Origin of the sequence: Paenibacillus prosopidis (assembly GCF_003337375.1) — a bacterium.
Taxonomy (GTDB): domain Bacteria; phylum Bacillota; class Bacilli; order Paenibacillales; family Paenibacillaceae; genus Pristimantibacillus; species Pristimantibacillus prosopidis.
Genome location: NZ_QPJD01000006.1, coordinates 248755 through 273668, shown reverse-complemented (window position 1 = coordinate 273668; position 24914 = coordinate 248755). Strand labels below are relative to the sequence as shown.

The 24914-nt window shown below is 48.6% G+C and carries 16 protein-coding genes and 1 pseudogene; 1 reads left to right on the top strand and 16 read right to left on the bottom strand.

Going from position 1 to position 24914, the window contains the following annotated elements; translation table 11 throughout:
• The first annotated feature begins 87 nt into the window (after positions 1-87).
• Positions 88-333 (top strand): hypothetical protein, encoded by a 246-nt coding sequence (locus DFP97_RS11445; RefSeq protein WP_147275046.1) that lies wholly within the window; start codon positions 88-90, stop codon positions 331-333.
• A 154-nt stretch (positions 334-487) separates the two neighbouring features.
• On the opposite strand, the pseudogene sigK reads toward DFP97_RS11445, so the two are convergent.
• The 16 genes and pseudogenes from sigK to DFP97_RS11365 all read right to left on the bottom strand — a co-directional run.
• Positions 488-999, bottom strand: a pseudogene (gene sigK / locus DFP97_RS11440) (RNA polymerase sporulation sigma factor SigK); the annotation flags it as partial.
• 799 nt (positions 1000-1798) lie between these two features.
• Positions 1799-3136 carry a glycoside hydrolase family 68 protein gene (locus tag DFP97_RS11430; RefSeq protein WP_181873471.1) on the bottom strand — a complete coding sequence of 446 codons (1338 nt, stop codon included), beginning with the start codon at positions 3134-3136 and terminating at the stop codon, positions 1799-1801.
• Between the two features lie 308 nt (positions 3137-3444).
• Complete coding sequence (locus DFP97_RS11425; RefSeq protein WP_114380106.1) at positions 3445-5697, bottom strand: FAD-dependent oxidoreductase; 2253 nt, start codon at positions 5695-5697, stop codon at positions 3445-3447.
• 16 nt (positions 5698-5713) lie between these two features.
• The gene (locus DFP97_RS11420; protein ID WP_114380105.1) at positions 5714-6541 is read right to left on the bottom strand and encodes a carbohydrate ABC transporter permease; all 828 of its coding nucleotides are present in this window, start codon (positions 6539-6541) and stop codon (positions 5714-5716) included.
• A 15-nt stretch (positions 6542-6556) separates the two neighbouring features.
• A complete protein-coding gene (locus tag DFP97_RS11415) occupies positions 6557-7441 on the bottom strand; it encodes a carbohydrate ABC transporter permease (RefSeq protein ID WP_181873470.1) in 885 nt (294 codons plus the stop codon).
• An 87-nt stretch (positions 7442-7528) separates the two neighbouring features.
• Complete coding sequence (locus DFP97_RS11410) at positions 7529-8854, bottom strand: ABC transporter substrate-binding protein (protein WP_114380104.1); 1326 nt, start codon at positions 8852-8854, stop codon at positions 7529-7531.
• A 113-nt stretch (positions 8855-8967) separates the two neighbouring features.
• On the bottom strand, positions 8968-9729 hold the full coding sequence (locus DFP97_RS11405) for a response regulator transcription factor (RefSeq protein ID WP_114380103.1): 762 nt from the start codon (positions 9727-9729) through the stop codon (positions 8968-8970).
• The gene (locus tag DFP97_RS11400) at positions 9707-11512 is read right to left on the bottom strand and encodes a sensor histidine kinase (RefSeq protein ID WP_114380102.1); all 1806 of its coding nucleotides are present in this window, start codon (positions 11510-11512) and stop codon (positions 9707-9709) included. The genes DFP97_RS11405 and DFP97_RS11400 overlap by 23 nt, the downstream gene beginning before the upstream one ends.
• Positions 11513-11748: 236 nt before the next feature.
• The gene (locus tag DFP97_RS11395) at positions 11749-13191 is read right to left on the bottom strand and encodes a glycosyl hydrolase family 28 protein (RefSeq protein WP_114380101.1); all 1443 of its coding nucleotides are present in this window, start codon (positions 13189-13191) and stop codon (positions 11749-11751) included.
• Between the two features lie 120 nt (positions 13192-13311).
• Complete coding sequence (locus DFP97_RS11390; protein ID WP_114380100.1) at positions 13312-15177, bottom strand: glycoside hydrolase family 97 protein; 1866 nt, start codon at positions 15175-15177, stop codon at positions 13312-13314.
• 265 nt (positions 15178-15442) lie between these two features.
• Positions 15443-15568, bottom strand: a complete 126-nt coding sequence (locus tag DFP97_RS32105) for an RICIN domain-containing protein (protein ID WP_342773269.1) — start codon at positions 15566-15568, stop codon at positions 15443-15445.
• A gap of 258 nt (positions 15569-15826) precedes the next feature.
• Entirely contained in the window at positions 15827-17590 is a 1764-nt protein-coding gene (locus DFP97_RS11385; protein ID WP_245976120.1) for a glycoside hydrolase family 35 protein, read from the bottom strand.
• An 89-nt stretch (positions 17591-17679) separates the two neighbouring features.
• Complete coding sequence (locus tag DFP97_RS31895; protein WP_281270960.1) at positions 17680-17811, bottom strand: hypothetical protein; 132 nt, start codon at positions 17809-17811, stop codon at positions 17680-17682.
• A 31-nt stretch (positions 17812-17842) separates the two neighbouring features.
• Entirely contained in the window at positions 17843-18757 is a 915-nt protein-coding gene (locus DFP97_RS11375; protein WP_114380098.1) for a glycoside hydrolase family protein, read from the bottom strand.
• A 53-nt stretch (positions 18758-18810) separates the two neighbouring features.
• Positions 18811-20370 carry a glycoside hydrolase family 43 protein gene (locus DFP97_RS11370; protein ID WP_114380097.1) on the bottom strand — a complete coding sequence of 520 codons (1560 nt, stop codon included), beginning with the start codon at positions 20368-20370 and terminating at the stop codon, positions 18811-18813.
• Between the two features lie 250 nt (positions 20371-20620).
• Positions 20621-24775, bottom strand: a complete 4155-nt coding sequence (locus DFP97_RS11365; RefSeq protein ID WP_181873469.1) for a LamG-like jellyroll fold domain-containing protein — start codon at positions 24773-24775, stop codon at positions 20621-20623.
• Positions 24776-24914 lie beyond the last annotated feature (139 nt).

Below are 24914 nucleotides of genomic sequence, written 5' to 3'. Positions count from 1 at the left end.
AGCGCAGAAGGGGCTTTTCCCAATCCTGGAATTAGCCCTCACTTTGAATCAAAAGATCCCGATAGTAATTTTCTTGAGTATTCCTTGGTGAAAAAAGAATGGTACTTGCTCTGGTATCACATCAATCATCGAGCAATGATGAAATCCAAACTTGAAAAAATTGAATCAATCCAAGAGTTGTCCATTTCACCTGAGCGAGTCGCCCAAATTGGTTTAGACATTGAGAAGCAAGTTGATTACGATGAAATTCATGAAACGTATACAATCCGATTAACCTTTCTAAATAATGAAGCCGAATATGTCCTTAGCAAACTTCGTTTCTTGGGTATGTAAGCGCGTGCGTGTGATCAAAGGCGAACATTTACCTCGCCGAGATTTATTGTTTCGATTTAAACCAAAAAGAGCAAACCCCAATAATAGTCTGCTCCATGCTTCTTCTTTCTCACTTGTTCCTCAAATAATAAAGTAATACCAAATCTTTAATTCCTTACCGCTTCACCTTATAAAACTCATGATACAGCTTCATGAGCGCCCTTTTCTGAATCCGCGACACATACTCCCCAGCTCCTTCGCAATCTCTCGCTGCGTCCGCTCCTCACCGCCGTGCTCCAATCCAAACCGACCCATAACAACTTCCTTTTCCCGGTCATCCAATATATCTAAATTTTTATAGATTTTGCTCTTCTCAATCTTTAGCTGTACCTTATCTATAACATCGTCAGCCTCCGTCCCGAGGATGTCGATCAGCGTAATTTCGTTCCCTTCTTTATCCGTCCCAATTGGATCGTGCAGTGACACATCTTTCCTCGTTTTTTTCAACGACCTTAAGTGCATCAAGATCTCATTCTCGATACATCGTGCCGCAAACGTAGCCAATTTCGTTCCCTTATTCGGCGAAAAGGATTCAATCGCCTTGATCAATCCGATGGTCCCAATCGAGATCAAATCCTCGAGATCTTCGCCTGTGTTGTCGAATTTTTTGACGTTGTGTACAACAAGCAACGTAGAAATCATAAATAACCCGATAGCTCAGAAGAGCCTATCGGGCTAATCGTTCCCCATTGAACTCGTACCCGTTAGCGGAATGAACTAACCCATACGTCTTCTTCTTCTCCATACAATTATCATTGTTAAAAGGACCAAGAAACAAATAAATGATAGTGTAACTATCCATGCTTGTTTATTGGACTGGTCTGTTGTAACTTGAATCGGTCCAAATTTAGATGCCTTGAAGAACTTATCGTTTACCTTAACTGCTATTACATCTTGAGTGTCTGCCCCTTTAATTTCAAACAACAGGCTTCCTACTGGTATACGTATATCATTTGACTCGCCGTTCTTCTTTGGCATCGGAGTTCTTTGGCGTTCAATCTTTCCAATCTCATTGCCAATGTCTTTGTTATCGACTTCCTCGGTGGAAAGTCCATATAGGAGATTATTCCAAGCAACGGAACTTGGGTAGGTACTGGCTAACGCTCCTTCTTATTTGATGAAAACACCGAAACAATGATAAAGAACAAAAGGAAGAATTTCAGATGCTTCATATGCCATACCTCCTATTTTGTTGAACAAATCTGCCAGTTAGCACAACAGGCTGCAGAGTGAATCATCAGCAGCCTACGTAGTGAAGCATTATGAAACTATCGTACTCGTTAGTTTAATCAACTAATTGATTCTTAAAATTAATTTTGGTCGAAATCCAGGAGTTAGTCTGCCATTCGAGTTTTTGGACTGCTTCTTATCGTAAAAGTCCTATCACCGTATAAACAATAGGTGTTTTTTGCGTTACCCTTGCCAATTACTTAAAAACGCCCTGTTTCTTTTCCCCAAGAAGGCTCGTTCGGTCTCCGGTTATCGACAATTTTATCGATGGTGCCAGCATACCGCCGAAATGTTCAATTTGATATTCCGTCGATTGTTCGCCTATTTCCTGAATGTCTTTCCCGTCGACATCGACATAATCCACATAACTGATCACCGTACCGTTGGACATGACCATCCAGGAGTAGCTTTGGTACGGATTGTCATCCGGATTGGCGATGACAAGCCCGGTGCCGTTTAGCGGTTTATATTCCGTGGTAAAAGATTCCGACACAAAGCCGTACAATCCTTCCGGCGCGTCTATGCCTTCCGCAAACTTATTGCTATGTGTTTTGGTGAACAGATAGTATTGATTACCCTTAACCACTACGTTCGGTCGTTCCAGCTCTTCATTAACGCAATTCGCTTCCAGCAGCGGAGGAAGTGCTTCGAATTCGGTCAAATCGTCATTGACGGCTTTAGCGATACCGATGCTTCCGTTGTAGAATTTTGCCTCTGAAGGCATGGTTCGCATAAATTCCGCGGTTCCTGCATGTTCCGGTCGGCAAGCGCGTTCCTCCAACGTCCCGCTGCTGTTCGCGCTGAACAACAGATACTCTTCGCCGGTTTTCGGATCCAGGAAGTAGGAAGGATCACGGAATGCGTATGAAAACTCCCCATATCCGGCCTGCTCCTCGGTCTGATAATAGGTACCATCGGCTTCGAGAATGACTTTGTGGTTCGACCAGTTGGCAAACGCAACGGATTTGTTGGTCAGGATGTCGGCCGTTACAGTCGCTAGCTTTTGTCCGTATGAAAGCCGTTCTTCGCCTTTCCGACCGGTTGCAGTGTAAAACATGTGAACCCTTCCGTTTTTGTCAATAACGAAAGAGCCCGCCCATTGCCGAGAGCCGAGTGCTTTTCCGTCTTCGAATACCAGCCCGCCGGGCCTCCAACTCTTTCCATCATTGGAATAGAAGTACCGGATTTCGGCCGAATCGTGGCGCTTGCCGGGAATTGTACCTTTAGGCACGGATAGCGCAAAAATGATTTTATAACCGTTTACCACCGCCGGATGTCCGTTCTTATCCTGCAGCGGCCAAGTATCCCAAATTATAAACTCCGAAGTGATTTCCTCAAGTTTGTCCTTATCGATCTTGGGCGCCGTATTGCTGCCGTCCAATCGTATCTGGCTTGCCGCTTCTCGCGTCCAGTCCGTCGTCACCGACGTTCCTTGCGCATATAAGTCCGAACTGGTGACTGGTGTTAAAACGACGGAAAAAGCAATAGTAACGGCAAACAGAAATTTTACGGTCTTTTTTACATTCCAATTCATAGATCTATCCCCTTCATTTTTTCTTCTTTTTTGTTGCAATGAATAGCCGAAACCAATATTCCTCCATTCACTCTCCCCCCTTTTCCCCACGAAAAAAAGACCCAAAACGAGCAAGAATGAGTACCATAAATATGGCCACTCTCGCATCATTTCGGGTCTTGCCTGAGAATTCAGTCACAATCCCACTTGTATAGTTTTTACAAGTACATTCTATGCCGAAAAAACAGGTTAATCAATAGGATAAAAGTAACAAAGGTGCGTGCTGAATTTAGCTCATGCAAATGATCCAATATACGTTTGGAAAATCTCTACTCGTACACGCGTACCTCCACCAGCTCCGCATGCCCGCTGCCGTTTGTCTCGCGAACCACAATTCGGATGCGGTCTGCCGGGATTGCTTCATTTAAATGGTGGACACGCTTGCGTTTGCGGTTACCGCGCTCTTGAACGAGCACCCTCCACTCCCCGTCACCCCAGGCTTCAAGATCATAATCTTTGACAAGTTCAGGAATAACCGCGAACGGTGTCTCATGATGGTGAAGGTTAATCAGGTCTTCATTGACATCATCATTAAAGGTCAAATGAATCTCGCTCAGCCGGATCGCCGCATCCCATTCAAGCTCAAGCCACTCGTTCTGTCCGGCTTTCATTTTATCCGACGCCCACATATGCGGTCCGCCGTAAGGACGGGCATAACCATCGATTACCTTCTCCGCTCCATAGGCCCCTGTATCGACGGCGAAGCAGAACGGCTGCCTCACGAGCGATCTCATGCTCCACTCTACGACGGGCTGATCCGGCTGACGCTCCTCGAGATCGGACGATACGTTCGGCTTTTGCCCCCGCTCGAAAGCTAATACGCCCGACATCGGCACGGCAGACTTATAGAGGCTGACATGCTTATTCGCACGAATAATTAGAAATACATTATGCGGCCTAGCATCGACATCGGCTATCCCATCTACCGGGATCGTAATCCATTGTTTGCCGCCGGATATAAGCGGGAGCTTATGCTCTGATTTAAGCGAAGCCGGAACATAGTTTTCTGCACGTCCCGTTTCCCACAGCTCAACGATGAGCTCTGTCCGCTCACTTGCCGCTAAAAGCAGCTCAAGCTTGCCTATCGCTCCCTCAACCGGGAACAATAAGCCCACGTCTGACGCAAGCGGATACGCTTCAACCGGCTGATCCAATCGTATCCGTGTCATCGTGCTTGATGCGCTGGCCCGACTCTGCAATGCTTTATCCGCCGCATCCTCGTTTCGAATGCCTATAATCGAAGCATCGTTCCTCAGCATCACCTGCTGAAGCTCTGCCCTATGATTTTCACGCAATTCCCGCGGGGATATTCCTTTCATCACGCTCAATGCGGCACCCGTTCCGGCCGCTTCACCCATGACTGCGCATGTTGCCATAACCCTGGTCGTTCCGAAGGCAACATGCGTCGCGCTCACATTGCGGCCTGCGAATAATAAATTGCTTACATTGCGGGAGTACAGAGATCCAAAAGGAATATGGTAGATGCCGTCTGCGTAGAGATGCTTCGATCCGCTTTCGGTTGCGTACATCCCTTGCGGCGGATGCAGGTCGATCGACCAGCCGCCAAAGGCGATCCGGTCAACGAACGGCCGTTGTCCGATAATATCATGCTGCGTCAAAATCGTATCGCCGATAAAGCGCCGGTATTCCCGCTTGCCCGGAAGCGAGCCTACCCATTCCAGCGTCATCGTATCGGCATCGAATTGGCCGGAATTTTTTATATAATCCCAGATCCCATAAATAACCGACCACAGCTCATCCCGAATCCGTTCGTTCTCGTGTACGGTGTCAAGCTCTCCACCCCACTCGATCCACCAATAGTGGCAGCCCGAATCGCCGCTGCGAATAACCCGTTTAATCGGAATAGACGTCTGTGTAATATCTTTCGCAAAGGAAGGCGGTACGTAGCGAACCGGCTTGCCCGTATCTTTGGTGTAGAAAAGCAGGGTGCTGCCAAGCGTAATGTCGTCCGCAGCCTCGGGAGCCCAATCCTCGCCGAATTCGCTCCGGGCTTCACGGCCGATGCGGTACATTGCGCCTGTCAGGAAACCAACCAGTCCATCCCCGGTGCAATCGATAAAAGCATCGCTCTCAAAGCGGATGAGCCGCTCCGAGCCCATCATCCAGCCGGTTACGCTGCGGATGACGCGCGATTCCGCATCCCCGTCCGCTTCCGCCTCCCTCACATCCGTGTTCAAGTATAGGCTGATATTCGGTTCAGAGCGCACGGCTTCAAGCAGCGTCAAATCCCATAAATAAGGATTGCCCTCCGGGTTCCGGTACTGATTCTCTACAAAAAGCTCACCCATGATGCCGGTCTCGCGGGCATACCGGTTAATGCCATGGCCCGTCGCTCCGCATACCCATACGCGTACCTCCGAGCTCGAGTTGCCCCCAAGCACCGGACGGTTATGAACGAGAGCTACCTTTTGTCCCAAACGAGCTGCCGCTATAGCAGCGCACAGGCCGGCTAATCCTCCGCCAACTACCGTCACGTCCGACTTTACAGCTTCATGCTTCACGCTAATTCCTCCATTATTAGCCTTTCACAGCCGAGCTGGAAATGCCTTGAATAATATATTTCTGACCGATAAGGAAAATGACGATCATCGGAATGATCGCCGCGGAAGAAGCCGCCATCATGCCGTTGTAGTCAATGTTGTTTTCAAGTATGAAGTTTTGGAGGCCCAGCGGGATCGTATACAATTCAGGGCTGGTCAGAAACACGAGCGCATTCTCGTAATCATTCCAATGCCAAGAAAAATCGATAATAGCGAACGTTGCAAGCGCCGGTTTAGCTAGAGGCAGAATGAGCCTAAAAAAGATTTTAATGTGGCCCGCTCCATCCATGAACGCTGACTCCGTAATTTCCTTGGGGATGCTCATGAAGAACTGTCTAAGCATAAACACGCCGAAGATAGAGAACATTCCCGGCAAAATCAGCGCCCAATGCGTGTTATAAATATTCATCCAGTTAAAAATAACAAATTTCGGTACAAAAATAACCTGCGGCGGAATCATCATCATCGATAGATAAACGAGAAACAAGCTATCGCGTCCTTTGAATTCAATGCGCGCAAAACCGTAGGCGGCCAAAGCGGACATAAATACAGCGCCGGCCGTACCGAGCACCGATACCTTAACCGAATTCCAGTAGTAGGATACAAAGCTATAGTCTCCGGTCCAGATCCGGATATGACTGCGTAAGTCCAGCCGCGAGGGCAGCCATTTGACGAACACCTCGCTCGGGCTTTGGAAGGACGTGCTGATCATCCAGAGAAAAGGAATGATCATGAATACACCGGCGAGCAGCATGACGATCGTTAAGGGCAGCTTTGTTTTGACAGAACCGGCTAAATTATTCATACGATGCACTCCTTTCTAATAGTGAACCCAGCGCTTTTGACCAATCCACTGGATGACGGTGATGAGCATAATGACAGCAAATAGAAACCAGGAAATCGTTGAAGCATAACCCATCTCGTAATAGCTGAAGGCTGTCTTATAGACGTACAGCGATAAAATCGTTGTGCTGCCGCTTGGTCCGCCTTGCGTAATCGCTTGAATGAGCGAGAATGATTTCATCGTCATGATAAGCCCTGTAATAAGCAGCAGGAAGGTGGTCGGACTAACGAGAGGCCATATGATTTTCCAAGTGATTGTCCCTGTCTTCGCGCCGTCGATTTTGGCCGCTTCCAATTGCTCCGTTGATATTTCCTGCAATGCAGCCAAGTAAATAATCATGTTGTAGCCCATCATGAACCAAATTTGCACGACATCGATCGCATACATTGCGGCATCCGGATCCGCGAACCAGCCAGGCGGCGATACCATCCCGACCCATCTAAGCGCTTCATTGATTGGACCATGCGTGGGCTGGAACAAAAGCATCCATACGAATGCAACGGCAACGCCGCTTGATATATACGGCAGGAAGAACATACCTCGAAGCAGGCCCTTCAGATATACGCTGCGATTCAGTATGAGAGCGACCGCAAACGCAAGGATGAGCGACACCGGAACGGATAATAGGAAGATGGCCGTATATTTAATGGAGCTATAGAAGTTTTCGTCCTGGAACAACCGCTTGAAGTTGTCCAATCCGGTGAACGACACGTCCGGATTGGCAAATTGATAGTTCGTAAACATGAGAACGAAAGAAAATAAGGCCGGCAGGATAAAAAATAATAAGATTCCTAGCATGTTCGGCAGGATGAACGCGTAACCCATCCAGCCTTGCTTTTGCAGCCAGCTTCGCCGTTTCACGGTATCGCCGCCTTTCGCATCTCAGATTTGGGCAGAAAAAAAGAAGAAGGAAGCGGATGTTCCTTCTTCTCCCCGCTGCAGAATGTGTTATTTAATAAATTCCTGATGACGCTTCGCCATATTTTTGAGTGTCGTATCGATGTCCTGTTTGTTCAGAAAATATTTCTCAAACTCTTCTTTGCGGGCATCGATTACCTGTTGAGGGACGCTTAGTTGGAAAGATTCGAACTTGCCGAATACAACGTTATTCAGAGATTCTCGATCGTATTTATCTTCAACCCCCTTCAACATCAGATCAATAGCTTGCTTACTGTCTACGGATTTGGAGGAAGGGATACGTCCGCCGCTCGCCATCGGCAGCATGCCGCCGTCTGCATACCACTGCGCGAATTTCCAAGCCGCTTCCTGGTTTTTCGATTTCGCATTGATGGACAGCACGTCGCCAAGTCCGCCCGGATATTTGAAATCCGTTTGCTCCTTATTCACTCTTGGTATGGCTGCAAATGCAATTTGGAAGTCATGCGGGTAATCCTTCAGATTGTTCGCGTTGCGGAAAATGAATTCCCCAGCCGTCAGCATCGCCGCTTCACCCTTCAGGAACATCGTGTCGACCGGCATTTTGCTTGTCAATTGCTCGCTATATTCCGGCGTAGATTTATCCTTGAACATCATGTTGTGTAAAATTTCGAAGTTTTGCTTCCAGAGCGGATTGTCGAAATTGGAGGTTCCGTCCGCTTTCGTTACGCCAAGACCTGCAATCGTGCCATCCAATGTAGCCGTATAAGCCGCTTCGTGCTGGAGCAAGCCATATACATTATCCTTTTTCAGCTTGGCTGCGTACTGCTGCAAATCGGACCAGGTCCAATCAATTGGCGGCACCGGCAGGCCGGCCTCATCGAGCTTTTGCTTGTTTAACCAAATAAATGCCATGTTTTTCTTTGTCGGCAGCCCATAGTACTTATCAGCAATTTTCCATTGCGCCGCATCCGGTCCCATTTGTTCGTCGACCTTATAATCCGTCAGCGTGCTAAGGTCTACTGCAAGTCCGGCGTCGACGCGCTTTTGCAGCCGTGTCAGCTGATAGTTCATGTAAAGATCGGCGTCTTGCCCCGTCATGAGAGCGGTATCCAATTTCAAATTGCCCGGGTCATCATTTACGAAACGGATGTATTCCACCTCAATGTCCGGATTTTCTGCGTTCCAGGCCTCTACCACCGCCTGCGGACCGGCTTCGGCAGGTACTGCGCCCCAGAGCTTCAGCTTAACCTTCTCGGCCGGCTTGTCTGTTGGAGCCGGGTCCGTATTGGGTTTATTCCCATTCGTATTTCCGCCCGCTCCACCCGAGCATCCGCCAATAACGAGCGCCGTGATAAGAAAACACACCACAGTGACTAACCACTTACTTCTTCTCATTTGCTTATCCCCCTCTAGCAATTAAGTTGTACTCTACGTCTATAACTGTATCATCCGGCGGACAAAAGGGGGATGAACGGCGTTTGGCGATTCATAGAACGATTTTTTGTTTCTCAATCGTTATACCGTTTGCGGTATTCGCTTGGCGTAATCTCGCACCAGCGCTTAAATATTTTGATAAAATAGTTGTCGTTCTCGAATCCAACCTGTCTTCCGATATCGCTGACCGTCCGTCCCGTCTCCGTCAAAAGCATTTTTGCCGCTTGAATGCGGCAGTTCTGAATGTAGCTGGTTAATGTCGAGCCTGTCTTCTTCTTAAACAAGTCACTCACATAGCTGGCGTCCATCCGAATCAGCTCCGCAAGCCCTTTTAGCGTGATTTCCTCGGCATAATGCTCTTCAATATACGAAATAATCCGGTTCATCTCCGGGTGATCCGTGGGCTCTGCCTGCCTTTTATCCGGGAACCACTTATCGACCTTGCGAAGCCGTTCCCTCTGCTCAAGCTCATGAGACACCTTTTCCATCGCCTGCCTCAGTCCATTCACGTCCATGGACAGCTTGAGCAAATAGCCCGATGCGCCATACTCGAGCGATTGGCGGGCGTATTCGAACTCACTCATACAGGTCAGCATGACAAACCGGCACTCATAGCCTTCCTCCCGCGCCGCCTTAAGCAGCTTGACCCCATCCATCACCGGCATCACGATATCGGAAATAACGACATCAGGCTTCAATTCGCGAATGAGCCCAAGCGCCTCATTTCCGTCACCGGCTTCACCCACGATTTCAAAAGGAATGGCTGCTTTCTGCATCAGCTTGCGCAAGCTCGCCCTTGCATGCTGCTCATCCTCAACGATTAATGTCCGCCACATTGGTTTTGTCCTCCTTTTGGTACGGCTTCGACAACAGGAGCGGCAGGTGCATCAGCACCCGGGTGCCGTTTCCGTTGGAATCCAGCGATACGCCGGTACTCTGATCCTTGAAAATAAGCTGTAAGCTTTCGCGAATATTTTGAATGCCGATTCCCTTCCTCTTGCGGGACGCCTTCATCTCATTCGCCTTTTCCAATCCGACCCCGTTATCCGCAACCTCCAAATACAAAAGAGCATTTTTTGTTGTTGCCTTTATATGAATATGACCGTTCTGAAGCGACTGACCGAATCCGTGAAGCAAAGCGTTCTCTACCAGCGGCTGAAGGCAAAACTTCGGAATGAGCGCATATAACAGCTCGCCGCCTACCTCATAGCTGATCGTAATGCCATGGCCGAAGCGGGCCTTCTGTATATCCATATAGGAATCAATCAGGATCATTTCATCCTTCAAAAGGATAAGGTCGACCTCCGTGTTCAGCGTCGTCTCTAATATTTTGCCTAAAGAAACACAAATCTCATAGATATCATCCTGATCCCTCTCCAAAGCGATGCTCTTGACCGTGTTCAGTGTATTCAGAAGAAAATGAGGGTTCATCTGCGCCAGCAGCACTTGAAACCGCACGAATTGCTTCTGCCGCTCCTCCAGCTTCAGCCGTTCAAGCAAACCGTTAATATCGTTAATCATCATGTTAAAGCTCTGTGTCAGCGCCAGTATCTCTCCCCGGCCATCCTCCTTCAGATTAACCTTGAGGTTCGCTTTCACCGTGCTCTCCATCTTTTTCTGAAACCGTTTTAGCGGAACCGTGATGGTGGAGGATATGAAATAGATCAGTAAAACAAACAATAGGAGAATGAGGCTGAAGCCCAGAAAAAAACGCTGCTTAAGCTTATCCACCTCTTGGAAAAGAAGCGACAAGGGCACCTTCTTAACGATATATCCTTTAAGCTCAGGAATATAACTGAACGTGTACTGCTCCCGTTCCTGCTCATCCACCAATGCAGTGAATAACGCTTCACCTGAAGTGCTTACAATTTGCTCGACGACACTTTTTTTGATGGAATCTCCGGCTACGGACTGCAGAGTCGTATGGCCGGAAGCATCCAGCAGGAAATAAGCGCCTTCTCCTTGCCTGCCTTTGGTGGTGCGAATAAACCAATCCTCGTAGTCGATGCTGAACCTTCCATAGGCGAAGGGCTTCAAGCCGTCGTCGCGCAGCAGCTCGTAGAGACTTAGCATATTTCGGCTTTTCGTCTGCTCGCGATACACATAATTGGAGTCGGATGGATTCCAGAAATATCGCTCCCCACCTTCTTTCCCCAGCGCTTCGACCCAAGCTTCCCGCTTCAGCTCTTCATAATCCAGCGCATTGCTCGGGTTAAAAGAAGTATAGACATTGCTGTGGAGATCAAGAAGCGTATAATAAACTGTCGCCCCTGTCAGAAAAAAGCTGTTCTCGATGGCAGCGAACCTGTTCTCCACAATCGATTTCCGTTTAATGGCGTCATATTGTTCCGGGTTTTGCAAAGCAGAGCGCAGCGTCGTATCCTGCTCTAGGAGAAGTCCCGTTTTCATAACAATACTCATCACGTCCACGAAACTATTCTTAATATCCTCGAGCTGCTCCATATTTTTGGCAGCGGCATTTTCCTGAAGCACACGTTCCGTTTCTTTAAAATTATAGAGAACCAGCAGCGCGATAGGTGTCAGAACAAATAACAGAACTGCGAGTAGAATGCGGTTCTTAAACGTCTCGGGCGTTAACCGCTTAAACCACCGTATCATGTAAGCAGACCTCCTAAGCATCAGAATAACTAGCTTGCATCATTAACTTCATCAGCTAGAATATACACTAGTTATCCCATTTACGGAATAATAGTCGTATTTGTACATACGTAATAACGTCATGATCGATCGGGGAGCTACGCGCGCGGCAAAAAATAAAAATCGCCACATTGCTGTGGCGATTTTTATCAGGAAATCAGATTTTCAGACTGGATAAGTATTGATTAACGTAACGTTCACCATTCAAATCGGATATTACTTGCAAACGGAAGGACCTGGATGTTGCCCGATTCGGCGTCCGTCACCGGCTTCCCGTTGATGGTGACATTCTTGAATACGATATGCTCGACCGTCCTGTCCGCATCGTATCCGCTGATCTGCGACGGATTGCCGTTATCCCCGGTGAAGGAAATATTTTCGTAGCGGATTTGTTCGATCCGATTGCCCGGCACCGGATTGTACTTCGGGTTGAAGAGCACGCGGATATCGAACAGCCGTCCGAGCTCGAACGGTTCAACCCGGATATTCCGGTAGGTTACATTTCTGACCGTATTGTTATCGCCGCAGTTAATCGACATACAGCCCCGATAGTCGGGCTGCGGCTCATGATGCTCGAGCACATCGATATTTTCGAACAGGACGTTCTCGATGACGTCCCCTTTATGGTGATTGCCGTGCCCGCCGAGATTCATCGGGTGCGCCACGTCCGCCCATAAGACGGAATTGCGAACGGTAACATTCCGCGTGTCTCCCTGGTAATCCCAACGGCTGGCGTAAACCGCGATGCAATCGTCGGAATTGCGCATAAACACGTCCTCGATCTCGATATCCGAGCTGGCCATCATATCGATCCCGTCCGACCAGCCTTTTGTGCTGAATGCTTTGAAGTTCGAAATCCGGATCTGCTCGGACTTGCCGATATAGATGCTGTAATGCGGCGGATCGATAAGGGCAATTCCCTCGATGCGAATCCGCTTGGAGAAGATGATGCGTACCCCGCGGAATGCGGAAAATCGCCCGAATTCGGTCAAGTAAAGAACGCCTCTGCCGCGGACCGTAACATCGCTGACGGAGTTGCAAACCATCGAGCCCGCGACCGCTGCTCCTCCGGCGATATAAACCGTCTTCCCCGACGGGATGGGCAAAATCACTTCCTCTAAATGATGCATGCCAGGCCCGAAATAGAGCGTATGCGTATCGCTGCCGTCCGTTCCAGCTGCTGTCAGCAGCGCCAGAAGGTCTTCGGTCCGGTGGATGCCCGGCTTAACGTAAGCGACGCCCGGCCCGTCAGGGGACGGCGCATCCTGCTCGAGCGGATTGGCGAACAGATGCAGATTATGGAACCTGTCGCCGTTCACTTCCACCGACAGCTTTTGTGGACTATCAATGGTAAACGTGATCGTGTTGCCGTTAAGCGCATAAGTAACCCCACGCGACAACGGACGAATCACGCAGTCGTTTACTGTCCCCTCGTTCTTTGTAACCGCAATCTCAATCGGGCCCGAGCAATCGAACATCGCCATAGAGGCATGTCGGACCTGATGCATGTCTACTTTGACATCATAGACGAAGAGCTGCTCCCATTCGCCGCCCGCCGGTCTTGCCCTAACCGTGAAATCATGATTTTCCGCTACCCCCGCGGGTCCCGGATACGTAATCAGTTTTGTTTCCTTTGTCATGTTGTTACCTCCAACTGAGTTAGTTTAATTACCGCCGTATCAAATTTTCGGTTACTGGCGTTAATTCATCCTGAACAACCTCGTCTTATATGATAATAATGCACATTGGCACAATACTTTTCACTCGTTATTGAGTTCGCTTATAGGTTCTAAATAAATAGCTGATCCTCCCGAGCTTTCCAAATGAAATTCAAGTATGGAATCGTTGGTAACCTCGACAGATCGAATACCCACCTTTGTGCGAGTTTCAAGTTCCGGTACATCCTCATAAATCTGTGCGGTATATTTATTCCCGGCATTCAGAAAATGCAGCGGAATTTTCACAGTACGGACGTTCTCATTATTAATGCATCCAATAAACCATTTGCTGTCCTTACGTCTTGCAATAATGGCATACTCTCCGATCTCACCCGATATCCCGATCGACTCGTCCCAAGTTACCGGAAGTCGCTCCCAGAATTCAATTTCCTCCTCACCATGCCAATCCGACGGCTTATCATACCAAAACATCATCTGCATAGGACTATACACAATAACGCCCATAGCCAGCATATGTGCATGTGTTACCTTCAGCCGTTTATCAAAATAGCAAAGCGTATAATCACCGGCCCCTGCCTGAAAACGCACAAAAGGTAATGTTGTGTTATGTGCAGCCGTGGGAAAATGTTCGTTTCCCCGAATACCCTCCTGTGTAAGTACATTAGGGTAGGTACGTGAAAGGCCTGTCGGGCGGTAGGCATCATGTATATTTACCATTAAACCATATTCATGACACTTTTTTACTGCATCTATCAACCAACGCGTCGACTCTTGAGGTCCTACTTTCACAAAACCCAATTTAATACCTGCTATTCCCCATTCTTTCCATACAGGAAGTGCAGCGTCCAAATACGGTTCTGCAGCGGTTCTATCAACATATAGGAATATCCCTATGCCTTTCTCCTTGCCATACGAAATGACTCTCCTTACATCCAGGTCCCGGTCGGAATCTTCCCTTCTTGGATCAATTGCTTTATTTTCCGAATCGAGCGATCCATACCAGCCTCCATCAAAAAGAATGTATTGGAACCCATGGTCTGCACAAAAATCGATACAGGCAAACGCACTTCGGGTAGACAGCAACATATCCCTGAGTGCTTTTCCGGGCTTTACATATGTATAATCTTCAGCATTGCAAGCCTCACTTAGGTTAAGCACCATATCGCTCCGACATAGCAATTCCGCTGCATGATCTGCAAGTATGAAAGTACGCCATGGCGTTGCAAACGGGGTAGTTCCTTCCACAGAAGAGGATATACTGTCATCTTCATCTTCGTTTAAAGTAAAACCGTATCCTACATAATCATCTTGCCTAAATAGTCCGCACAAATGTCCTGACAAATGTACTTTTAATGTGTTTTCGGCTTCTTCATCCTTTACAATCAACATTCTTGCGTAATCTGTCAGCCCTGCTTCATGAATAAGAACATATCCGCCTTCCGGTAATTGCACTGCGAATGGACGTTCACAATAGCCGCTCACATCACCGACTTGCTTTATCGTGTATTCCCCTTCTACTCCATGCTCTTCCCATGCAAGACTTCCTTCTGGAAAGGTAAAGCTTGTATCTTCTTGGATAATGGTAAAACTTTTTAATTTTTCCTGCTCCGGTATTACGTATTGCAATGCAGTACCTTCAAAATAGGCACGCAACCGGATTTCCATTCTCCGTCCCAGATCGTCTTCCACGCAAACCGTTGCCTCTTCGAAACTATCATCAATCTCAGCCCGTTCTCCGTATATCGGTTTCCATGTACCTGCCACATTTCTTTTGGTTACTTTTGTTATCGTAAACCTGTCACATAATGGATGGGAATCGGCAAGGTGCAGTCCAAGCCTGGAAGGAAGAACAACCTCAGCCCCATTACGCTTAACGGTGTACCATATTTTCCCGCTATCATCTAAACTCAAGCAAATACTATTCTCTCCATATGATGCTTCTACCATCGTACTTTCACCTCAAAATATATATTGCGATCCAGGACGATCTTCTTTCAAGGCACCAAATGAAGATATCCGTTTCGAGCAGATCGGATTAGCCCAAAGGTTCTTAATCTAGCTTAGACTAGCAAATCATGCTTATTTCATCAATTTCAAAATCATTTACTTTATTTTGATTTCTTTAGAATCTTGTGCCCGATAGCGTGTAACATCAAAAAACCGCTCACCCCCGAACGGAAATGAGCGGCATATACTCAAGTATTCAATATGCTTAGTTTACAATCTGCCATCTTTGATTAGCGCTGCTGCCTCCTCCCCATAGGCCCAGGTCAGACCCGTTGGTCGTACGGCCTATCCCGTCCAGATATAACCCTGTTGCGCGGTTTTGGAGCCGCACATTGTTTCCTATGACTAATGAAATACCACTCCCCAAGGTCTCTCCGTTATTCTCAATAATCAGCTTCCCATTGTCGGCAGTAATAATAATTCATGCTTATCCCCTTCCAAAAAATCGTAAAAGTCCAATTATATTGCTTATTAAATGGGATCCGATACATCCATTCGACTCTTGTGAATATTGAACCTCTTCGTCTTCCTGCATGATACTGACCTAGCGCTTATCGCCGCTATATATGCGGAGAAATCGGCCGAGCCGTTAATTACCCAACCCGGATGTATCCATAAAAGCGATCGACTCTCCCGCCTTCCCTTCCGTTTCAAACAAAATGACTTCGTTCATCCCCTGCTTGAGCAGAGGAGCAGGCACGTACAATCTCGTCTGCGGGCCGATCTCCCAGAAGCGCCCTAGATTAAAGCCGTTCACGAACGCCACTCCCTTGCCCCATCCCGTAAAATCGAGAAAGGTGTCGCCGGTCTCCTCAATCTCCAGTTCAAATCGGTAAAAGGCGGGCGTTCCGGAGCGGAAAGGCTTGGAAAAGTCCAGCTTGTCCAAATTATCGAGGGAAAGGCTATATTGGCTCCAGCCGCTTTGGAAAGCGCCATTCACGATTACGCCGCCCTTTATCCCTTTGTGCTGGCTGTTCATTTTGACCGAATAATTGACCCTTCCCATATTTTCTACCAGAATCGAAAGCTCATTTTCCGGCTCCGTCAGTTCAAAGGTCTCTTTACCCTCCATCTCCAGATCGTCTTTCGTAAACAGATGATTACCGTTCACGTACACATGCGCGCGATCCGTGCATTGAATGAGCCGGAAGTCCTCGATGAGCCTGTTTTTGCCCAAATTCATCTTGTACAGCACATAACCGAATGGCTGATTCAGAGCTTCCATCGTAAGCGGATACGGCGACTCGACCGGCTGCGCCAGCCGATTCTCCACAGAGAACAGGGATACCTTCTCTTTAACCTCCACCTCGCCGTATGCTTTTTTTCGGATATCGGTGGACAATTTCACCTCCGGCAGCTCGGTATAACGGGCTATCACTTGCTGAAACGCCTGATATTTGGGCGTAATATCACCGCTCTCGGTCAGCAGCGCATCGTAATCGTAAGAGGTCGTGTCCGGCGCCAGCTTTTCGTAGTAGTTGGCTCCGCTTGTAAAGCCGAAGTTGGTCCCTCCATGGAACATGTAAATATTGACGCTGCCTTCTTCCAGAATATCGGCCAATTCCTGCGCTGCGCTGTCCGCATCCCTCGTGTGGTGCTTCCCGTCTCCCCAGGCATCGAACCAGCCGATCCAGAATTCCATCACCATGAGAGGCCGGTCTTGTCCATGGAAGCGCTTAAGACGGGCGAAATGTTCCTTAATATTGGAGCCGCAATTGATCGTCGGCAAAGCGGCCTCCTGAATGGATCCATTGTCCAGCAAATCGTGCCAGGGGCCGTCCGAAGTAACCAACGGCACATTAGCGCCATGCTTCGTCATCAGCTCGGCCAGCGCGTGCAGATACGCCTTGTCGTTGGCATACCCGCCATATTCGTTCTCCACTTGCATCAGAATAATCGGGCCGCCGTCGGCAATTTGCATATCCCTGAACTCCGCGAACAGCCGTTCATAATAGCGGTCAATCTTATCCAGATAAGGCTGGTAGCTGAAGCGCAGCTTCATGTCCCCGTCCCGCAGCAGCCAGAACGGCAGTCCGCCAAATTCCCATTCGGCGCAAATGTACGGGGACGGCCGCAGAATGACATACAGCCCAAGCTTGCCGGCCGTTTGAATAAAGGCGCGAATGTCATACATTCCTGCAAAATGGTATTCGCCTTCCCTCGGCTCGTGCATATTCCACGGAACATAGGTTTCCACCGTGTTGCATCCAAGAGCTTTCAGCTTCTCCAGTCGATCCTGCCAATATTCGGGCACGACGCGATAGTAATGAATGGCGCCTGATATAATTTTAAACTGTTTGTCATGCAAATAAAATTGATCTCCGATTGTGAATGCTTGATTATGATCTTGCACACTCATACCTCCAAAACTTATTTTTCTATTATTTTCTGTTGCCATGCTATTTAAGATACAGCTTAACTTCTTGATGGCATCAGCTTGCTTCATGATGGTTTGCCTGGGTATTCCTGCCGTGTATATCCATCCGTTGGAATCTCGCCGGCAACGTCACCAGCTTGAAGCGCGACATACTGATTCGCGCCATTCAGACTCACCGTTGTAACTGTCATATTCATGTTAAACTCCCTTACTTTGAAAGCAACATGATCAATCCTCCGCTCCAAGATTTAACTCAAACTCCTTGTCGCGGTCACAGATCAGCACATCATCCACAACCTCCAGCTTGGCAACCTGAATGGACGAGCGGCGCATTTCATAGCCCGAATCTTCATTATGTCCTATCACACGACCAGGATGAGTGAAATAAAAGATATACCCCTCTTCTCCTTGTACGACCACATCCGCGTGAAGGCCAATCGTCCCGTCATTCTCACGTTTGCCGGGTTGGTCGAGAATGATGCCGTTTCGTTCCCACGTCTCAAGATCATTCGAGCGGTATACGCCTTGACCGCGCCACTCGTCTACGATCATCCAATAATAGCCGCCTAAGCGGAACACATTCGGTCCTTCGTGGCCTCTTTCGGTTATCACCGGACCAATCGGCTGCCAATCATACAGATCCTTGCTCTCGGCAGCGTAGGTATGATTCCACTGCTTAAACCACATTCGAAACATGCCGTTCGGCAGCCGATACACACAGGCATCGATCACGTTCTCTTCACTAATGCCAAGCGTGGACTGGAATTCCCAGCGAATAAGGTCGGGGCTTGTATAATGCCTGATACGAGCCTTGCCCGTCCAATCTTCCGGTACGCCGTGGACATATGTGACATACATATGGTACAGCCCATCATGCCATATGATTTCAGGCGCCCAGAACGTATTTCTGCCCCAGCCTGTTTCGAGACCTTCCAGGGTTCCCCGGTATAACCAGGTTGATCCGCCATCCGATGAAGAAGCAACACCGAGATCGGTGCCATGCACCCATCCGAATTTCGGACCTTCCTGTGTTGCGCGGCGGTTCGTATAGATCATCCACCATTCCTTGGCCTGCCGATTCCAAATTACTACAGGATCTGCCGCACCGTCATAGATGGGATCCCTAAACAATGGCGATTTCATTCATTCTCGTCTCCTCTTTCAGCTTTTATCCGCAACGGCAAGCCCCAAGTGGCTTACATGGCTCCTGCGGCCTCATAACCAAATCGATCTACATCGATATAACCCTGTTCACTCTCGCAGTTATAGCTATATAACCCGATCCGATCTCCCCTATAATTCCCCCACCCCAGCTGATACGCGTCTCCAAAGCTTGTGAAATGCACCCCATCGACGCTATATTTGAAGCGGTTTATTCCGTCTATGTTCCAAACAGACCTTAACCAAAGGGCGCTGCCTGTTAATTTCGGCCCCCATGCAATCGTTCCCGAGCTGTTGAACTTCAGGACCCTTGTCCCATTCAGTTGTTGTACGCCAATCGTGCAATAGGTTTGCGCAAAATGGCAAAGGCCCGCTTCTTGTCCGTCAGCCATGCCGCCGATCTCTATTTTCACCGTTGCCTCGTTGTGTATGGTTCTGAACGCTCTTTGTGAAAGGACGTTGCAGATGGTAAAAAAATTGTCCTTATCGATAGGTTGGCATGCGTGCAGACGCAAATAGCCGGGCCGCTCCGTTAATGACCACTTATCTGCTCTTGGCTGATGGTTCCATTCCCAATACGGCTCAAGATCAGCTCTATCAAAATCGTCGTATGTAGAAAGAACCGTTGCGGGATACCCGTTAATCGGCTTCCTGCCTCCCCATACCATCTCTCCGACTCCGTCGCCGTCCGTATCTTCTCCGATGATCGGCCATCCGTCAACCCACGTTACGGGCAGCAAATGAAGTGTTCTCCCCTCGTAAATACCCGCATGTCCTTGGTGAGAAACAAAATACCACTCTCCGGAGGGAGTCTGAACAAGCCCGCCTTGATTAGGCTCCCGATCTACTTCCTTGCCGTGCGTATGGATAAGCTCCTTTTCCTCGTATGGCCCATAGATATGCTTTGACCTCAACATCATGACGACTCTAACGTCACTGCCTGCCTCAAAGCGAACCTCACTGTGGAAGAAATAGTAGGTTCCATTTATTTTGTAGAGCTTATTGGCTTCGCTCCCCTTGTACTGATGGATTATCGTATCGCTGTCATGCAATAGCTCTTTGCCGTCATCGCTTAGTTTAAATAAATGGATATTATAGTTATCGGCAAAATTGGTGGCAACCAAGTAGCCTTGTCCGTCATCGTCCCAAAACGGACAACAATCATCCCAACCGGCAACCTCCCAAACATGATGGAGCGGCTCCCAAGGCCCAGCCGGATCGGAAGCCGTGCTCATAAACAATCCTTCATCGGGCGTGAAGAAATACACCCAATATTTATCCTTGTGGAATCGGATGGCGCCGGCCCAGACTCCTCTGCCGTAACGATTCATGCGATCGTAATTGTATTCCGGGCCGATGCTTGTTAAGTCTTGTACAACATGCCCGATCATTCTCCAATTCACAAGATCCTTGGAATGCAGCACCGCCATCCCCGGCGAACAATGCAAAGTAGAGGAGATGCCGTAATAATCATCCCCGACACGAATGACATCCGGATCGCTATAATCTCCCGGCAATACAGGATTGACATAGGTTCCGTCCCCCTGATCCCCCCAAGCTCCCTTCTTCGATAACAGATTGTAGTGATCCTCCATAAATAGAGTCTCCTTTCCATTCCTGATTTCACATTATGCATAATATAATACTTTCTTCTTTTGACTTTAATATCATGCTTATGAGTGTTCAAGTTCGCATTATTTGAAAATGTCGATTTGATGCATTTTGAACCTGTCTAGACAACACAAATAGGGTGCAGAGCACCCCTATTCGCTATAGGATTAAGAAGTCAATGCAGGAGAAGGTAAGACGGGCTTACCTGCAAGCTATCCTTCTCTTTCCCGCCTGTTACAATCCCGCAAGGGCAGCGATCTCGCCGGCAGAGAGAGCTTGGTTATAGATCCGGAAGTCGTCCACTCGCCCGTCGAGATAAGGGTCGGCGGTATATTGGGAACGGCCGACACTATTTTGAGTCGTAGCGCCCAGATCCGACGGTTTAATGGTCATCGACGTATTGCTCCCCACTTCAAGCCCGTCGACATAGAGGGTGCCGGTCGAACCATTTAACGTGACGGCCACATGATGCCAGCCTCCCGTTGGCAGCGCCGACTGCCCATTAATGATTTGTTCGCTTGAACCGTTGTTTTTGATCGCAAAACGAATTTTTCCGGTCGCCCCATTTTTCGGCGTGAGGAACATATTGGTCGAAGTTCCGGAACCGAAATCAAAAATACGCGTCCAGTTGTTAGCGCTATCCAGATTCACCCAAGCCGCAATGGTGATCGTGTCGGCCCCGGAGGCGATACCGGAAGGAAGGGCAATATAGCCGTTTGTTCCGTTAAGATCCGCTGCATTGCCGGCTTTACCTGTCGTCCAGGCTGCGCCGCCATTCATCGTCCCATGATTGAAATCTCCTGACGAGTCTGCAACTGTTATCCCGCCGGTTTGGTCAAATTTATACCAGGCGATCAGGCCGGGTGCGGCTAGCGCGGCGATCTCGTCGGCAGGAAGAGCTTGGTCATAAATACGGAAGTCATCCACTCGTCCGTCGAGATATGGATCCGGGTACTGGGAGCGGCCGATCCAATTCTGAGTGGTGGCGCCCAGATCGGACGGTTTAATGGTCATCGAGGTATTGATTCCCACTTGAGCTCCATCAACATAGAGAGTGCCGGTCGAACCATTTAACGTGACGGCCACATGATGCCAGCCTCCCGTTGGAAGCGCCGATTGGCCTTCAATGATTTGCTCACTCGAATTATTGTTTTTGATCGCAAAGCGGATTTTGCCATTGGCTCCGTTTTTCGGCGTAAGGAACATACTGGTCGAAGTCCCGGAACCAAAATCAAAAATACGCGTCCAGTTGCTCACACTATCCAGATTCACCCAAGCCGCAATGGTGATCGTGTCGGTACCGGAGACAATACTGCCAGGAAGAGCAATATAGCCGTTCGTTCCGGCAAGATCCGCAGCGTTGCCGATTTTACCTGCCGTCCAGGCTGTACCGCCATTCATCGTCCCATGATTGCCGTTTCCGGATGCGTCTGCGGTTGAAGTTCCGCTTGTTTCGTCAAGGTTATACCATGATATGAGGCCCGCGACCGGCATACCATCGGTTGTTGCGGAAGCAATTGCCGACATGTCCGATTCTCCTATTGCATTCACTGCCGTTACCTTGTAATGGTAGGCAGTAATCGGCTTTAATCCCAGGCTGGTATACGATGTTCCTGTAATCACATTACTATTAACCTTTGTATAGACGGCATTCTCCGCCAAAGAATCGGCGATGTAAACATGATAACCCGTTGCTCCCGTTACTGCCGGCCAGCTTACGTTAATCGATCTATGGTCTGCTGTCGCAGCTGTCACACCCGTCGGTGCTGCCGTTACGGTTACCAAGGTTTGTCCGTTCATCACACTCGTAACTTCAGATGAACTTATCGCGCGGTTATAGATTCTGAAATCATCCACTCGTCCGTCGAGATACGGGTCGGAGTATTGGGACCGTCCGATCCAATTCTGCGTCGCCCAGCCCAGATCGGACGGTTTCATGGTCATCGACGTATTGCTTCCCGCTTGGGCGCCGTCAACATAGAGAGTTCCGGTTGAACCGTTTAATGTGACCGCCACATGATGCCACCCTCCCGTTGCCAGCGCCGATTGGCCTTCAATGATTTGCTCACTCGAATTATTGTTTTTGATCGCAAAGCGGATTTTTCCATTGGCTCCGTTTTTCGGCGAAAGGTACATATAGGTAGAAGTTCCGGAACCGAAATCGAAAATTCGCGTCCAGTTGCTCACGGTATCCAAATTAACCCACGCCGCAACCGTGATCGTGTCGGCATCGGAGACAACGCCGGCAGGAAGCGCAATATAGTCGTTTGTCCCGTCAAGAACTACTGCGTTGCCTGTTTGCCCGGTTGTCCAGGCCGCGCCGCCATTTACTGTCCCGGTTTTGCCATATCCAGATGCGTCTGCGGCTGAAGCTCCGCTAGTTTCATCAAATTTATACCAGGCTTTTAAATCGGTGTCGACGATGACTTTTACGGTTGCATGATAAGCTTGCCCGTTAAATGTCCCGGTAATCGTAGCTGTACCTGCGTTAATCCCCGTCACCAAACCTGCCGAATCGACAGTTGCCACGGCCGGGTCGGATGAAGCAAAACTCGCTTGGCTTGTGAGAACTTGGCTGCTTCGATCCGGATGAATGACCCTTAGTACGGATTGATGCGTATGGTTGACCTTAAGCTCATAATGGCTTACATCGAAAGCCGGAACGCTGTCTCCTCCGGTTGTGGCCGATACAACGGCAAACGTTGATCCTCCGGATACACGGACCTTATAATAGTAAATCGTGTTCGGTGTTAAGCCTGTATCGCTATAAGTCGTTGTTGTAACCGGTACGTTGTTAATCTGTATATAAGTTCCATTTTCTTCTGTGGATCTGTAAATGTTGTAGCCGAGCGCTCCAGATACAGCCGTCCAACCTAAGTTGATCGCATCCGAGCCGGCCATCGCTGCTGTCAGTCCTATGATATTACCTAAAGTGATCCGGTTGCTCAGTCCAACCGTCTTTGCCGCGTCAGGCGTGTACAACAACGTCGCCAGCGGATAATCCTTTCCTGCAACCTCCGGCATTCTCGTTTCGTACGCATAGGCCAGGTATTTGAATTTTTCCTGGGTCATATCCTGCCCTTCGATATATTTATAATAGTTATATAAAACACTGTTGAACCCATCGATTCTGCCTCTTAGATCCGGGTTAATCTGGTCAAAAATCTGACCGGAATAGCTTTGGTTTGCCACTGCTGGTGTCCATAATACATCATAACCCAGATGGTATTTCAGAGCATAAGTAGTCCCTTCCAACAGGCGGTCATTGAGGAAATTGAATGGATTCACCGCATTTGCGGCAGTAGACATTGTTCCGTCTACCGGGTCAACCTTCGTACCCTGGGCGTAGATGGTCTGCGCCAATGTAGACAATCCGGCGATATTAGCATAAGAATGTCCCACATCGCGACCCATTTCCATTAACTGTACATGATAATCCGACGGGTCGAGCGGTTCTCCTGTCATTTCATTTTTTGTCATCCATCGCATTTCATGCTTAATCGATCCGTTTCTTCCCCCATCATCGCCTAGTGCATTCACTGTTGATGCTTCTACGGCCTCCGCATACAGCTCCAGGTCATTGGTAAAGATCGCCCGCGCCATCGTTCCCATAACCGTAAACTGATGCTGGTTCATGAAAAAAGAATGAGGGTTATAAGTTACCGAGCAAAGCTCCATCATATTGGTAAAATTCTGAGTATCGGTTTCCGTCCATTTCAGGCTTTCCGTCGGCGTATCGGAATATCGCAAAATTTCTGCCGCTGCCGCGAGCAAATAAGTCATCGTCGCAAAACGGAAGCTCGTATGAGGAGCAACAGACTGGATACCGGAATAAGCTCTGATGATATACATCGCACTGGAACGGTACGTCTCATCGCCGGTAATATACCACATAACCGCTTGTTTAAAAGCGACTAAGGCGTCCGTATTCGCACGCGTTCCCACATAATCGCTTGGGTTTGCCCAATATTTCCCGTTCTCATCAGTAAAGGCCCACGGCCCGCGAATATTAACGAAAAGATCATTTCCGACTTCATATAAGATTCTTGGGTTCGGTCTGGATTGCGGGTCGGCGGCAAACGCCTCAAACGCCGTATTCCAAGGCTCGTCCCCTGCTCTTACATGGTCGCGCATATTGTCCAGATCGGCCAGCGACATGGCAATGCCCGGATGATGGATCGTCGCCGATACCGTGTTCCCGTTGGCATCCGTATAAGAAGCATTCACATCGGCATTGAGTGCCTGCGGTTTGTAAGAAGTAATCAGCGGCGAAACAGCCGCATTCGCTGTTTCGATGCCTCCAAAACCAGTAAAGGTCATGGCTAACGTAAAACAAAGAATGCTGGAAAAAACCTTCTTGGTAACCGTTTTTATTTGTGATAAGTCCATTTCATGCCTCCTTTTTTTTGAACAATCATAGCCTGTTTTTCTGATAACCTTCCACATCGCCCTTACAGCTTAATGAAGAGAGGCCCCTAACCTCGAAATCGAGATTGGGGCCTCTGATCATGCTTTCGCCAGATGCCAC